We start from the raw sequence: 15005 nt of genomic DNA, 5'->3' as shown, positions 1-15005 counted from the left end.
AAAATCCCAATGTCAGCGCTCACCCGTTCGCCCGCCTGGGAAGCCCTGGCCCGTCACCGCCAGGACGTTTCGGCCCTCCATATGCGCGACCTGTTCGCGGCCGACGCCGACCGCTTCAACCGCTTCTCTCTCGAAGCCTGCGGCCTGCTGTTCGATTATTCGAAGAATCGCATCACCGAGGACACGCGAAGCCTGCTGCTCGACCTCGCCCGCCAACAGGGGGTTGAGGGCTGGCGCGACCGCATGTTCGCCGGGGAGCGGATCAACATCACCGAGGACCGCGCCGTCCTTCACACCGCGCTGCGCAACCGCTCCAACCGCCCCGTCATCGTGGACGGCCAGGACGTGATGCCGGAGGTGAACGCCGTCCTGCACCGCATGGAGCGCTTCGTGCGGCAGGTCCGCGACGGCGCCTGGACCGGCTACACCGGCCACCCGATCACCGACGTGGTGAACATCGGCATCGGCGGGTCCGACCTCGGCCCGGTGATGGTGACGGAAGCCCTGACCCCCTACCTGCACCCGCAGATCGGCGTGCATTTCGTCTCCAACGTGGACGGCACCCACATCAGCGAGACGCTGGAATGGCTGGACCCGGAGACGACCCTGTTCGTCATCGCGTCCAAGACCTTCACGACCCAGGAGACGCTGACCAACGCCCACACCGCCCGGCGCTGGTTCCTGGAGAGCGCCGGCGACCCCGCCCATGTCGCCCGGCATTTCGTCGCCGTCTCCACCAACGAGGCGGAGGTGCGCAAGTTCGGCATCGACCCGGCCAACATGTTCGGCTTCTGGGACTGGGTTGGCGGGCGTTATTCCCTGTGGTCGGCCATCGGGCTGCCCATCGCGCTCGGCATCGGCATGGACCGCTTCACCGAGCTGCTGGCCGGCGCCCATGCGATGGACGAGCATTTCCGCACCGCCCCGCTGGACCGCAACATGCCGGTGCTGATGGCGATGCTGGGCGTCTGGTACGTGAATTTCTGGGGCGCCCGATCCCACGCCGTGCTGCCCTACGACCAGTATCTGCACCGCTTCCCCGCTTACCTCCAGCAATTGGACATGGAGAGCAACGGCAAGTCGGTGGACCGGCAGGGCCAGCGGGTGGATTACGCCACCGGCCCGGTGGTCTTCGGCGAGCCCGGCACCAACGGCCAGCACGCCTTCTACCAACTCATCCACCAGGGGACGGAGTTGGTCCCCGCCGACTTCCTGGCTCCGGCGGAGACCCACAACCCCATCGGCGACCACCACCGCATCCTGCTGTCGAACTTCTTCGCCCAGCCGGAAGCCCTGATGCGCGGCAAGACCGCCGACGAGGTGCGCGCCGAGATGGCCAAGGCCGGCAAGCCGGCGGATGCCGTCGAGCCGCTGGTCCCCCACCGCGTGTTCGAGGGCAACAAGCCGTCCAACAGCATCCTGTTCAAGAAGCTGGACCCCCACACGCTGGGCGCCCTGATCGCGCTGTACGAGCACAAGGTGTTCGTTCAGGGCATCGTGTGGAACATCAACAGCTTCGACCAGTGGGGCGTGGAGCTTGGCAAGCAGCTTGCCGGCAGGATCCTTCCCGAACTCCAAAGCGGCCCGACCGGCGCGCTGGGGCACGACAGCTCGACCAACGGGTTGATCGGCTGGTACCGCAAGCACCGCTGAACCGGGATTGGCATCTCCCGGTTTATTTGTCCGTGGAGAAAAACAACCTTATGATCGCCGCCCAGGAATTCGGTTTCCGGAGGGCGGCGTCGATGGATTCCATATCCCCTTTGGCTGGCACCCCTGCCGCCGGCACCGCGAAAGGCGTCCCCGCGGCCCGCAGCGCCGACGGCAGTCCGGCCGGCGCTGCGGGCGGCAAGATCCTGCGCGCCCTGTCCGGATTGGAACCCGGCGCGAACCCCGTGGCAACAGCCGGGCGACCGCCCATTTGCGCCAGACCCGGCTCTTCTCGCCCTATTACATGAAGTTGGGCGATCCTTTTCTCATACGCAGCGGCGCAGAGGAAACGGCAAGCAACAAGCTGAAGGAGGCTGGCGTCTCCCTGTCCGGCCTCACGGATGCCGCCCGCGGCATGGCCGAGGACGACGTGGCTGGCATGGTGAAGGAACAGGCGTCGCACAGGGCCGAGATCATGCGGCGGAACGGCGGCTGATTCCCTGCGGTGGGAGGGCCCTCCCGTCCGCGGCCCGGTCCCCGTTCCGCCGGGATGAGGTCCGGGTTGGATGCACAAGGCACGGGCCACCCCGGCGCCACGCCGTCCGCTCCGCCAAATTGGTGCAATCGTTTGTAGCGCCACCAATCATCCCCCGCCACGCTTCTCCGAACCGCTTCGGAAGCCCTTGTGCGTGTGGAGACGCTGATGCCCATCCTGAAATTCATCGAGGTCAACGCCGCCAAGGTCATCCTCGCGGAAGCCAAGCCGAAGAACATCACCTTCGGTGGCGGCAAGCTGAACATCGGCATCGAGTTCGAGAAGGACTTCATCGAGAAGCTTCAGGACGATCCGCTGTCCTGGCAGAAGCTCCAGGACGCCGCGTCCTCCGCCTACAAGGATTTCATCGCCGAGGCGGTCGCCGAAGTCACCAAGACGGACAAGGTGATCGGCCGTCTGGTCGGCGACCCCACCATGCAGAAGGCCGCGGCGGACGTCTGCTACGCCGGCCTCAAGATGAAAGCCTCCGGCCTGACCAAGGAGGTGGACGCCAACGTCAAGAAGGCGTGGGCGCAGATCATCAAGACCAACAAGGACTACAGCAAATACAAGTGGCGGGCCGCCGTCCATGTCGGCTTGCAGATCGGCGGCGTGGCGATCTCCGCCGCCGGGATCGGCGGAGCCGTGGCGACCGGCGGGGTGTCCGCGGTCATCGGCATCTACGGCATGGTCAAGAGCTGCCTCGGGCTGTTCAAGGATCTGGTCAAGCTCTGGCTGTCCGCCGAGAAGTTCCGCACGGCGATCAACGGGCAGGTCACGAAGCTCGTCAGGGCTTACAACGCGAAGAAATCAGCCGCCCGGAACAGCTCCGATTCCGCGAAGGAGGTCATCAACACGATCTTCGGCACGGAGCTTGGCACGATCGGGAAATGCCGCGGTGACATCAAGCAGTATCTGAGCAAGCTGGACGGCGTGGACGTGAAATCCCACGAGATTTCGCGGGAGCTTGGCAAGGTGATGTCCAAGCTCGACAAGGCCATGAAGGACATGAGGACCGTCGCGAAGAACAACAAGACGCTGGCCGCGGCGCTGCCCAAGCTGGAAACCCAGATCAACGACCTGATCGTCAAGATCGTCGCCAAGCAGGAGATGATCAACGAAGGCCGTGCGTGGGCCAACCGGATGGACGAGGCGCTGGAGCTGCTGGAAAAGGGGAAGCCGGGCTGGCTGAAGGTCTTCGACAAGTCGCTCGTCCTGCTCGATCTCGGGCTGTCCTTCACCGACCTGTCCGCGCAGGCCGACAAGATCGTGGAAATTGCCTGGGGCGCCGCCCAGGCCGCCGAGGAGTTGTACGACGACATCAGCGAGGCGGTCGCCTGACGAACGACGGCGGTTCGGCCAGGGATTGGCCACAGAGGCACGGAGGCACAGAGACCCGTCCGGCAAGGCGCCCGCCTCTGTGGCTCTGTGGCTCCGTGGTGAAGACGCGCGGCACAACGGCCCCATCCTGCCAGGAAAGCCTTGTGCGGCGCGGAGATACGGCGTAGGGTGCGCGCCATGAACCCCGTGCGCCTCACCTCCTCCGCCCTCCTGGGGCGATTTTGGTACCGCTGGTACACACCGGCGGCCTAGGTATCGCACACCCACGATGCACCCGAAGCCGCCCGACCCGAGGCGGCTTTTGTGTTTTCAGCACACGGTGCACGCAAAATCCCCGACGATCGCGGCGGCCTCCCTTACGAACCGGAGGTCACCTCATGTCCGATTTCGATTTCGACGTCGTCACCGGCCCGTCCCGCGCCAGTTGCCCCGCCATCCCCAGCGAACCGGAGACGGAGGAGGACGGCCACCCTGCCGACAAGACCGGCCCGGCGTGACCGCCCCCCGCCTGAAACCGCTGCGGGTTACGGCAGCGTGACCGGCGCGGCGGTGGCGAAGCCGAGCTGGCCCGACTGCCCGTCGAAGAAATAATTGTAGGCCAGCAGCACGTTGATGCCCGTGTTGACGAAGGCGATGTTGGACGACGGCACGACCGGCTCCAGCGACACCGGGGCCGCCGCGGTGGACAGCGACGGGTCGATGGCGAAGACGCCGTTGACCGGGGCCGCGGTGGAAACGGCGAAGCTGTAGGTCATGACCGGCGCCGCGGAGGCGTTGGAAGCGTTCGGCACCGTGATGGTGATCTCGGCCCCGCCGAGATTGGCCGCCCAGTTCCTCGCCTGCGGAACGCTCATCATCGCCCCGGTGACTCCGGTGTCGAGCAGCATGGTGCCGTTCAGGGGCAGCCCGTCATGCGCCGTGCTGATGGTGACGGCCGCCGGCCCGGTCAGCCAATAGGGCTGGGTGGGCGCCGCCGGCCAGGACGTGCCCGATGCCGGGGCGCAGTCGCAGGTCGACGCGCTGGCGTTCGGCGTCACCGGCGGTTTGGCCGAGGTCAGCGGCACGGTCTGGCCATCGAAGGGGCTGGCCGTGAATTCCGCGGTCGTGACGCCCAGCGTGATGTAGCCGTTCAGGCCACTCCCCGCGGACGACAGCAGGTAGGACGGGTAGAGCGGCTGCCCACCCACCGACGCCGCCAGGAACGGGTTGCTCAGCGAATAGACGATCTGATCGGACTGGCCCGCGTTCGCGGTGTAGCTCAGCGCCGGGCGGCCGAAGCCGATGCCCATCATGCCCATGCCGGGATCGACCGGGTTCTGGACGCCGGGCGTGCTGGTGTTGCCGGCATATTTGGCGCCGAAGACAATCAGCGGTCCGGCCTCGCAGACGGAAACGACCTGCTTGGACTCGTTCAGCGACGCGCCGAGCGACAGGCTGGGCACGAGGTACAGGCAGCCGACCAGCGTGTTGCCCGAAGGCTGGTAGGCGATCTGCGCCGGGCCGAGCGCCACCACGCCCGACACCAGACCCTTCGTCGTGTCGCCGTCGACCATCAGCAGCGACGCGGGAATGACGATGCCGGTCGAACCGGTGTCCACCTGGACCTCGTGCAGGAGGCCGCTCGGCGTGCCGATGGTGATGCCCAGATAATTGGGGCAGTTTTCCGCGTTGAAGGGCTGGCGGACCACCGGGATATCGATCGCCGAAGCGTAGCTGGTGGGTGTGTCGGACATGAAGCGCTCCTTCCAAGGAATGAATGGGAGCACACTCTCGCCCGCGCCAACGACAACCACAAAGCAATATCAAATATTCATGCATTCGTATTGATCGCAATTTTGCTTTTCAGACTTCATTCATAAAAAAATTGCAGTTCCGATCCATTGATTTCACGGCCATTGCCCTTTTTTCGTCTTATCAGTCTTACCGGCACCTCAGGCAATCCGGGAAGAGCGCACACCGAACAGCCAAGCCCTGTCCGCCGTCTGGACAATCGGGGATGCCCGGATGGGCAGCCCGCCGGGGCCTCCGCGGATGGTGGCATTCCCTCCGCCGGCCTACTATATTTCGCGCATGCCGATCCGCATGTTGCCCGATACGCTCGTCAACCGCATCGCCGCCGGCGAGGTGATCGAGCGGCCCGCCGCCGCCGTCAAGGAACTGGTGGAGAACGCCATCGACGCCGGGGCCACCCGCATCGACGTGGTGGTACGCGACGGCGGGAAATCGCTCATCACCATCACCGACGACGGTTGCGGGATGGGACCGGAGGAACTGGCCCTGGCGGTGGAGCGGCACGCCACCTCCAAGCTGCCGTCCGACGACCTGCTGGACATCCGCTCCCTGGGCTTCCGGGGGGAGGCGCTGCCCTCCATCGGGGCGGTCAGCCGCCTGACCCTGACCAGCCGCCCGCGCGGCGCCGACAGCGCCTGGGCGCTGACCGTGGACGCCGGGCTGAAGGGCACGCCGCAGCCGGCGGCGCTGGCCCAGGGCACCCGCGTGGAGGTGCGCGACCTGTTCGCCGCGGTGCCGGCCCGGCTGAAATTCCTGAAGGCCGCCCGGACGGAGTTCGACCATATCGGCGACTGCATCGAACGGCTGGCCATGGCCCATCCCGGCGTCGCCTTCACGCTGGACGGCGACGGGCGTTCGGCGCTGCGCCTGTCGGCGGCGCAGGGCGACCTTCTGGACGCGCGGCTGACCCGGCTGGGCGCCCTGATGGGCCGTGATTTCCAGGACAACGCCGTGCCGGTGCAGGCGGCGCGGGAGGGGGTCACCCTGGCCGGCTGGATCGGCCTGCCCACCCTGCACCGCCCCACGGCCCGCCACCAGCATCTGTTCGTCAACGGGCGCCCGGTGCGGGACAAGCTGATGGTCGGCGCGGTCCGGGCGGCCTACGCCGATTTCCTGCCGCGCGACCGCCACCCGATGCTGGCGCTGTTCCTCGACCTCGACCCGCAGGAGGTGGACGTGAACGTCCATCCCGCCAAGGCCGAGGTGCGGTTCCGCGACCAGGGGCTGGTGCGCGGGCTGATCGTCGGCGCGTTGAAGCACGCGCTGGCCGAAGCCGGGCACCGCGCCTCCACCACCGTGGGTCTGGCGACGCTCGGCGCGCTGCGCCCGGACGCCGGCCCCGAAACCGACGCTCCGCCGCCGCAATCCCCCCTGCCCTACCGCAATCCGGCCCAGTCCTGGGGGGGCAGCTACGGCTCGTCCGTGCCGCGCGGTCTGGCCGACCGGGCGACGGCCTTCCAGGCGCCCCATCAGGCGCCCCACCAGGCGCCGTTGCCGCCTCTCCAAGGCCGCCTCGCCGGCTGGCAGGTTGCCCCCGCCGCCCGCCCGCCGGACTACACGGCGCAACAGGCGGCCACCGCGCCGCCGCTGGACAGCCACCCCCTGGGCGCCGCCCGCGCGCAGGTCCACAACACCTACATCGTCGCCCAGACCGCCGAGGGCATCGTCATCGTGGACCAGCACGCCGCCCACGAGCGGCTGGTCTACGAGCGGATGAAGGCCGCGCTTCTGGACGGCGGGGTGAAGCGGCAGGCCCTGCTGATCCCGGAACTGGTGGAGTTGGACGAGCCGTCCGCCAACCGCCTGCTGGGCCGCGCCGCCGAGCTGGCGGAGCTGGGTCTGGCGGTGGAGGGCTTCGGTCCCGGCTGCGTCCTGGTGCGCGAGGTCCCGGCCCTGCTGGGCCAGAGCGACGTGAAGAGCCTCGTCCGCGACCTTGCCGAGGAACTGGCGGAGTTGGGCGACGCGCTGTCGCTGAAGGAGCGGCTGGAGGAGGTGTGCGGCACCATGGCCTGCCATGGCTCCGTCCGCGCCGGACGGTCGTTGAGCGTGGAAGAGATGAACGCCCTGCTCCGCCAGATGGAGGCCACCCCCCACAGCGGCCAGTGCAACCACGGGCGCCCCACCTACGTGGAACTGAAGCTGTCCGACATCGAACGGCTGTTCGGGCGCCGATAGATTTTGTCGGCCTTCATCGCCACCGCGTTCGCCCAAAGGATGACGCCGACGCCGCCAAGGCGCCGTGGCAAGCCGCAATGGCAAGACGCAGTGACGCCAAGTGGCCGATCAGGCCCGCCCAAAGCCGCCGAAGCTGTCCGCCCCGCTGGGCGATGATCTCGCCCTCGCCTTGCCCGTTGCGGCTGCGTGAACGTCCCGGCCAGACCCGCCGGAGACCGGATAAGCACTCCGGCTCTTCCACCACGCCTCGGGACACGACCTGCACCGTCCAGAACAGCACGCCGTTCCGGGTTTCAACATCATCGGCGTGAGGGCAATCGATATTATCTTGAAGCCCGTTTCGAAAATTGGGCTGACGGGGTGAAGTGCTGAGGCGGCGGCTGTTGCTACGCCGGCCATCCCCTTGAGCAAGTGCAGTATGACATGGAATAGAACGGGCTTCGCTCGATCGCCCTGATTATCTGGGAAGGATCGGCCAATGGTGCTATCTTGCGGCGATGTGATTACGGGAACCTTTTGCCCGCCCTCTAAGCCGGAGCGGATGCCGTGAAATTGTCGGAACTTCTACCGGTCGCCCATCTGCAAAGGCTTTGCGAGGAATTTACCACCCTGACCGGCGCCGTGACCGCTGTCCTCGATCTCGAGGGAAACATCCTCGTCGCCACCGGCTGGCAGGACATCTGCACACGATTCCACCGCGTCCATCCGGGCACCGCGTCCCGGTGCCACGAAAGCGACACCGAGCTGGCGGCCAGCCTCGATCAGGGCCTGCCCTACAAAGTCTACAAATGCCGCAACGGCTTGGTCGATGCCGCCATGCCGATCGTCGTCGGGGGGCAGCATGTCGGCAACTTCTTCACCGGGCAGTTCTTCTTCGAGAAGCCCGACGCCGACGCTTTCCTGGCCCAGGCGCGCCAGTTCGGCTTCCCCAGCGAAGTCTATCTGGCGGCCCTGAAACGGGTTCCCGTTCTTTCCGAAGACCGGGTCCGGCTGATGATGGGCTTCTTCACCCTCGTCACCAACATGATCGCCAGCATGGGCATCGCCAACGAGGAGTTGCGCGTGCGGGGCGAGGAGCTGGGCCGCGCCAACGCCACCCTGGCGGCCGAGGTGGCCGAGCGCAAGCGCGCCGAGGAAGAGTTGCAGCGCGCCCACGACGAGTTGGAGGAGCGGGTGTTCGAGCGCACCCGGTCGCTGCGCGAAGCCTTGGCCAAGCTGGAACGCCAGCAAGACGAACTGCGCGTCGCCAAGGAGGCCGCCGAAAGCGCCAATCGGGCCAAGTCCGACTTCCTGTCGTCCATGAGCCACGAACTGCGCACGCCCCTGAACGCCATCCTGGGGTTCGCCCAGATCCTGGACAGCGCCATCTCGGCGCCGCTCGACGACAAGCAGCGCTTCCGCGTTCAGCAGATCATGAAGGGCGGCAACCATCTGCTCAGCCTGATCAACGAGGTGCTCGACCTCGCCCGCATCGAGAGCGGCGTGCTGACGATGTCGGTCGAACCCATTGAAACCAAGGCGCTGATGGCCGAGGTGCTGGAACTGACCCGCGCCTTCACCACGCACGGCAACACGACCGTCCAGGATTGGACGGTGGCCGACGACGTGGCCGGGCGGGTGCGCGCGGACTACATGCGCTTGAAGCAGGTGCTGCTCAATCTGACCTCCAACGCGGTGAAGTACAATCGCCCCGGCGGCACCGTTCATCTGGCCGCGGAAGCGGGCAGCGGGCACTCGGTGCGATTCGTGGTCACCGATGACGGCCCTGGCATCCCGCCCGAGAAGCACTCCCTGATCTTCCAGCCGTTCAACCGCCTGGGCGCCGAAACCACCGAAATCGAGGGCACCGGCGTTGGCCTGACCATCACCAAGCGCATGGTGGAAGCCATGGACGGTCGCATCGGTTTCGAAACCGAGGTGGGGCGCGGCACCACCTTCTGGGTGGAAGTGCCCGCCAGCGAGGATTCCCTGGCCGCCCCGCCGGAGGCGGTCGAGGACGATGCGCGCGATGCGATGCGCGCAGCCGCGGCCGGCGCCCCCCGCAGGCTGCTCTATGTGGAGGACAATCCGGTCAACCTCCAGCTCATGCGGGATTTGCTGTCCGAGGTGCCGGACTTCATCCTGGCCTCGGCGCCCACCGCGGAGGTCGGCATCGAGATGGCGGTGGCGACCCAGCCCGACGTCATCGTGCTCGACGTCAACCTGCCCGGCATGAATGGCATCGAGGCCCTCGGCCAACTCAAGACCAACCCCAGAACCAGCCACATCCCGGTCATCGCCCTGTCGGCCAATGTCAACCCCAGCGTCATCCGCCGGGGGTTGGAGGCGGGCTTCCTGCACTACCTCGCCAAGCCGCTCGACATCGGCCTGTTTCTGCGCATCGTCGTGGAAATGTGCTCCAAACCGGGCATCCGCTGAGAGCCGGCGCACGAGGCGATACGGCCTCCGGCGCTTTCCGCGCCACGCCTCGTTCAGCCGCTTGACTGCAATGGACGATGCAAAGAAATTTTGATGTCGCCAGCGCTGCCATCCCGCGTCCGCACGCCGGGTGCCCGACCTTCAAAGGACTCCAGGGAATGACGGAAAGCGGGCTTTCGGCGTGGGTGGTGTGGGCGTTGCTGTCAGCCGCCTTCGCCGCCTTGACCGCGATCCTGGCCAAGGTCGGGGTCGAGGGCATCGCTTCCGACGTGGCGACCCTGATCCGTACGGCCGTGGTCTTCCTGCTGCTGATCGGCCTTTTCCTGGCATCCGGAGAGTCCCTGTCGCCGTCGGCGATCTCCGCCAGATCCTGGCTGTTCCTCGTGCTTTCCGGTCTGGCGACCGGAGCCTCCTGGCTTTGCTACTTCCGGGCGCTGAAGCTGGGTCCGGCTTCGCAGGTCGCCCCGGTCGACAAGCTGAGCGTGGTCCTCGTCGCCCTGTTCGGCGCCGCCTTCTTGGGAGAACGGATGTCCGCGGTGAACTGGCTGGGCGTCGCGCTCATCACCGGCGGGGTGCTTCTCATCGCCATCAAGTGACGCACGGATTCCGGCGGAGGCGTCACGCGCTCCCATCGGGAGGCACGGCCTTTTCCCGGAGCCGGGAATCGTCCCGCGGCGCGGACCGGCTCCGTTCGAGCAGACCGGCCCACCCGGCGCCGGAGACGCGGCTCCGCCCGCAGACGGACGGAGCCGGTCCCAGCCGGTCATGCGGCGGAGCGCAGCCCCTTCGCCGTCACCAGATCCTCGATGCTCACCACCGGCATCCCGTGACGCTCGGCGAAGGCCACCAGTTCCGGCAGACGGGCCATGGTGCCGTCCGGGTTCATGACCTCGCACAACACCCCCGCGGGGCGGCGTCCGGCCAGGGTGGTCAGTTCGACGGTCGCCTCCGTGTGGCCGCGGCGGGCCGACAGGCCCCCGGCGTGCGCGCGGATGGGGAAGACGTGGCCGGGCCGGGCGAGGTCCTCCGGGCGGCAGCCGTCGGCGATGGCGGTCCGGATGGTGGTCACCCGGTCCGCCGCCGACACGCCGGTGGTCACGCCCTCCCGCGCCTCGATGGAGACGGTGAAGGCCGTGCCGAAGCGCGCGGTGTTGGCCCCGACCATGGGCGGCAGATCCAGGCGGCGCGCGTCCGCGTCGGTCAGGATCAGGCAGACGATGCCCGACCCCTCGCGGATCAGCAGGGCCATCTGCTCGTCGGTGATGGTTTCGGCGGCGTAGATCACGTCGCCTTCGTTTTCCCGGTCCTCGTCGTCCACGACGACGACCCCGCCGCCCTTGCGGATGGCGTCCACCGCGCGGGCGACCCGCTCTTCGGCGGTGCCGAAGCGGTCGAGAAGGCCGGTGGAGGGCTGGGCGCTGGCAAAAGTCTGATTCATGGTTCTCACTCCGGTTGGGGCGAGCCTGAATCAGGGCGCAAAGAGACACTGGGCGGAGCGGGATTCCTCCCACGGTCCGCCGGCGCAGGCCACCGCACGCGCCCTGCGTCGCGCGCGGGGCACGGTCGATGACCGGCTCGTCCTCTTCCATCCGGACTGTAACCGTCGGCTCCGGCTTTGCACCGGATCTGCTGACCTTCCTGCCCATGGGGCCGGGAGCGCTCGCGGGCTCCCCCTCTTGCGAGGGGCTACCGCCGGTCGGGATTTCCACCCTGCCCTGAGAACAAGCGTCTGACACGCCGCCCCCGGACGGGGACGGCGGCCCCAGAGTCCGCCGCCGGACCGGGCAAAGTCAAGGCCGCTCTACCCCTCCGTCCGGCGCAGCAGATAATCCAGCCCGCCCACCCGATACCAGCGATAGCCGTAGCCCTCCAGCACCAGACGGTGCTTGCCGTCCTCCTCGGGGTCGGTGTGGTCTTCGGCCAGCAGGTTGACGAGCCGCGGCGACTTGCCCTCGCCATCGACGGACAGCGCGACCTCGTGCGGCCGGTCGTCGAAATTGTGGAGCATCACGACCGAGTTGTTCCGCCAGTCGTACCGGATCGCCAGCACCGCGTCGGAGCCGGTGGGCAGCACCTGATAGTCGCCCCAGCCGATTTCCGGGCATTCCTTGCGCATGCGGATGATGCGTTCGGTCCAGTTCAGGAGGGCCGCCGGCTCGCGGCGCTGGTGAGCGGCGTTGATCCGCTCATAGCCGTAGGCGCCACCGCTGATGACGGGCAGCACAGGCTTGTCCGACTTGGTGAAGCCGCCCTGCGGCTCGTCCGACCACTGCATCGGGGTGCGCGCGCCGTCGCGCTCCGGCAGGGACAGGTCGTCGCCCATGCCGATCTCGTCGCCATAGCGCAGCACCGGCGTGCCGGGCAGAGTGAACAGCAGGCTGTAGGCCAGCTCCATCCACCGCCGGTCGCCGTTCAGCATCGGGGCCAGGCGGCGGCGGATGCCGCGGCCATAAAGCTGCATGTCCTTGTCCGGACCGAAGGCGTCGAACACGCGCTTGCGCTGCGCCTCGGTCAGCCGGCCAAGGTCCAGCTCGTCATGGTTGCGCAGGAACAGGCCCCATTGATTGCTTTCCGGGCGCGGCACCCTGGTCACCTCCAGAGCCTTGACCAGGGGCCGCGTGTCCGCGCTGGCCAGAGCGTAGAACAGGCTCTGGTTGACCTGGAAGTTGAAGACCATGTGCATGCGGTCGCCGTCCTCGCCGAAATATTCCTGGTCGATGTCGGGCAGCACGTTGGCTTCCGCCAGCAGCACGGCGTCGCCGCACCGCCATTGCACGAATTCCCGGAACGTGCGGAGCATGTCGAACCGCTGTTTGGGCTTCTTCACGTCCGCCCCCTTGGAGGCGATGACGAAGGGCACGGCGTCCATGCGGAAACCCGACACGCCCAGCTCGATCCAGAAGCCCATGACCTTCAGCAGCTCGGCCTGCACCTCGGGGTTCGCCGTGTTCAGATCCGGCTGGAAATCGTAGAAGCGGTGGAAGTAGTAGGCGCGGGCCTCCTTGTCCCAGCTCCAGGTCGTCTTCTGCACGCCGGGAAAGACCATGCCCTGGTCGGCGCCGGGGGGCTTCCTGTCCGACCAGACGTACCAGTCCCGGTAGGGGGACTTCGGGTCCTTCCGCGCCGCCTGGAACCAGGGGTGCTGGTCGGAGGTGTGGTTGACCACGAGGTCGATGATGACGCGGATGCCACGCTGCTTGCAGGCATGGCTGAATTCCACAAAGTCGCCCAGCGTGCCGTAGCGCGGATCGACGTTGTAGAAATCCGCCACGTCGTAGCCGTGGTCCCGCATCGGCGACGGCTGGAACGGCCCCAGCCAGAGGCAGGTCACGCCCAGCCCCTGAAGATAGTCCAGCCGGCGCTGCAAGCCCTGGAAGTCGCCGATGCCGTCCCCGTCGGCGTCCATGAAGGTGCCGACCGACAGGTTGTAGATGACCGCGTTCTTGTACCAGAGATCCTTGATCATGGCCCGCCCCACGCCGGATGCGGCGCCCGCCGCCGCTTGTCCTAGGCCCTAACAGGGCCGACCGGCCAAGGTCCCCCCGCCTTGCCGCGCCGACCGTAAGGGGGTGTCCTACGCCCTTAGGAAAAAGGTTAAGGGATAGTTAAGGTCACAAGAAAGCCCTCAAACCAGCCCGCATGATGTCCCCCAAGCCGCACTGAACCAGGGGAATCGTGCCATGAAGCGTGCCATGCGCCAGAACGCGCCGCAGAACACCGTGACGCAGGCCGTCAGCTACTCCTACGGGAACAACGCCGGCGCCCTGGCGGCGGCTCCCGCGGCTCCGGTTCCCACCAGCTTCGCCCCTGCGACCATCAACTATGCGGAAACGCGGGCGGACGGCGGCTTCGGCTGGGACGTGAAGTACGACCTGTCCTTCGACGGCTCGGCCTTCACCGTGCAGACCCGCATCCACCTGACCGGCGACGACGCGGGCGCCCTGAAGCAGGTCTGGGAGCAGGGGATCGAGGGGATCTGGAGCGACAAGTACAGCCTGTCGGACGGCACCGGCAGCTACGCCATCCGCTTCGACGTGCAGTTCGTGGGGACCGGGACCCAGCATTACGATGTGAACGTCAGCAACAGCTACGGGCGCTGCGACATGCTGAACTGGTGCACCCAGACCGACTGGGGGCCCGCCTACCAGGACGAACTGGCCGCCCACGAATTCGGGCACATGATCGGCGCCTTCGACGAATATGCGGGCGGCGCCACCTACGGCAACTTCGCCGCCACCGGCACCATCATGTCGGACCTGACCGCGACCCTGCGGCCCAACTACATGAATTCCATCGACTATTACGCCGAGCAGTTCACCGGCAAGACCTTCGAGATCGTGGAGATCCCGAAGAACCTGACGCTGAGCGGCAACAGCTGGGCCGACAGCCTCTACGGCGGGGCCGGCAACGACACGCTGAGCGGGCTGAGCGGCAACGACCAGCTCTTCGGCGGCGGCGGGGCGGACCTGCTGTGGGGCGATGCCGGCGACGACACGCTGCGCGGGCAGGCGGGGAACGACGCCCTGCACGGCGGTTCGGGCGCCGACCTGCTGATGGGGGACGAGGGGAACGACACGCTGTGGGGCGATGCGGGCAGCGACACGCTGTGGGGCGGCGCCGGGGCGGACCTGTTCGTTTTCGGGCGCGGCGGCGGTCAGGACCGCATCGCCGATTTCAGCGGCGCGCAGAACGACCGCATCCAGATCGCGTCCAACATGACCTACCGCCTGGGCTCGGACGGCAAGGGCGGCGCGCTGCTGGACTTCGGCGGCGGCGACCGGCTGATCCTGGCGGGGGTCGCCCCGATCCAGGTCGCCTCGTCCTTCTTCACCTACGGCTGAGGCGGCTCATAGCGCAGGAACTGGATACGGGTGTCGCCATAGCGGCGCTCGTCCAGTTCCGTGAATCCCGGTGGCAGGGGCAGCGGGTCGCGCCCGGCGACCTCCACCACCAGAACGGCGCCGGGGGCCAGCCAGCCGGCCTTCGCCAACCCCGCCAGCGCCCGCGGCGCCAGGTCCTGGCCGTAGGGAGGGTCGAGGAAGGCCAGCGTGCAGGGGCGGAGCGGCGGCGGCGGGCGGGTGGCGTCGGCGCGCAG

The 15005-nt window shown here is 67.5% G+C and carries 11 protein-coding genes and 1 riboswitch; of the genes, 7 read left to right on the top strand and 4 right to left on the bottom strand.

The window, feature by feature from the left end; genetic code table 11:
* Window positions 1–9 precede the first annotated feature (9 nt).
* From pgi to QSG27_RS11860, 3 genes are all read left to right on the top strand, one after another.
* Window positions 10–1653 carry a glucose-6-phosphate isomerase gene (gene pgi, locus QSG27_RS11870; protein WP_306706328.1) on the top strand — a complete coding sequence of 548 codons (1644 nt, stop codon included), beginning with the start codon at window positions 10–12 and terminating at the stop codon, window positions 1651–1653.
* A gap of 268 nt (window positions 1654–1921) precedes the next feature.
* Window positions 1922–2146 (top strand): hypothetical protein, encoded by a 225-nt coding sequence (locus QSG27_RS11865; RefSeq protein WP_306706326.1) that lies wholly within the window; start codon window positions 1922–1924, stop codon window positions 2144–2146.
* Window positions 2147–2353: 207 nt separating this feature from the next.
* Window positions 2354–3526 carry a hypothetical protein gene (locus QSG27_RS11860; RefSeq protein ID WP_306706324.1) on the top strand — a complete coding sequence of 391 codons (1173 nt, stop codon included), beginning with the start codon at window positions 2354–2356 and terminating at the stop codon, window positions 3524–3526.
* A gap of 524 nt (window positions 3527–4050) precedes the next feature.
* On the opposite strand, the gene QSG27_RS11855 is transcribed toward QSG27_RS11860, so the two are convergent.
* The gene (locus tag QSG27_RS11855) at window positions 4051–5259 is read right to left on the bottom strand and encodes a hypothetical protein (RefSeq protein ID WP_306706322.1); all 1209 of its coding nucleotides are present in this window, start codon (window positions 5257–5259) and stop codon (window positions 4051–4053) included.
* A gap of 337 nt (window positions 5260–5596) precedes the next feature.
* Between QSG27_RS11855 and mutL the strand changes: the two genes are divergently transcribed.
* The 3 genes from mutL to QSG27_RS11840 all read left to right on the top strand — a co-directional run bounded on the left by mutL (window position 5597) and on the right by QSG27_RS11840 (window position 10506).
* A complete protein-coding gene (gene mutL / locus QSG27_RS11850; protein ID WP_306706320.1) occupies window positions 5597–7492 on the top strand; it encodes a DNA mismatch repair endonuclease MutL in 1896 nt (631 codons plus the stop codon).
* 546 nt (window positions 7493–8038) lie between these two features.
* Entirely contained in the window at window positions 8039–9910 is a 1872-nt protein-coding gene (locus QSG27_RS11845; protein WP_306706318.1) for a PocR ligand-binding domain-containing protein, read from the top strand.
* A 158-nt stretch (window positions 9911–10068) separates the two neighbouring features.
* Entirely contained in the window at window positions 10069–10506 is a 438-nt protein-coding gene (locus tag QSG27_RS11840; protein ID WP_306706316.1) for an EamA family transporter, read from the top strand.
* Between the two features lie 167 nt (window positions 10507–10673).
* On the opposite strand, the gene ribB is transcribed toward QSG27_RS11840, so the two are convergent.
* Window positions 10674–11348, bottom strand: a complete 675-nt coding sequence (ribB, locus tag QSG27_RS11835) for a 3,4-dihydroxy-2-butanone-4-phosphate synthase (RefSeq protein WP_306706314.1) — start codon at window positions 11346–11348, stop codon at window positions 10674–10676.
* 135 nt (window positions 11349–11483) lie between these two features.
* Window positions 11484–11637: riboswitch (FMN riboswitch) on the bottom strand.
* Window positions 11638–11711: 74 nt separating this feature from the next.
* Window positions 11712–13376 (bottom strand): alpha-amylase family protein, encoded by a 1665-nt coding sequence (locus QSG27_RS11830; protein ID WP_306706312.1) that lies wholly within the window; start codon window positions 13374–13376, stop codon window positions 11712–11714.
* Between the two features lie 214 nt (window positions 13377–13590).
* On the opposite strand from QSG27_RS11830, the gene QSG27_RS11825 reads away from it, so the two are divergent.
* Window positions 13591–14751, top strand: coding sequence for a calcium-binding protein (locus QSG27_RS11825; protein WP_306706310.1), 1161 nt, complete (start codon window positions 13591–13593; stop codon window positions 14749–14751).
* Here QSG27_RS11825 and QSG27_RS11820 read toward each other — a convergent pair.
* Window positions 14742–15005, bottom strand: a 264-nt coding sequence (locus tag QSG27_RS11820) for an RsmD family RNA methyltransferase (protein ID WP_306706308.1), incomplete at its 5' end; no start/stop codon positions are given. The genes QSG27_RS11825 and QSG27_RS11820 overlap by 10 nt on opposite strands.

It is taken from the genome of Azospirillum isscasi (assembly GCF_030849505.1).
GTDB lineage: Bacteria > Pseudomonadota > Alphaproteobacteria > Azospirillales > Azospirillaceae > Azospirillum > Azospirillum isscasi.
Note: the sequence above shows the minus strand (reverse complement) of the source record. Positions and strands in the feature narration are given on the sequence as shown.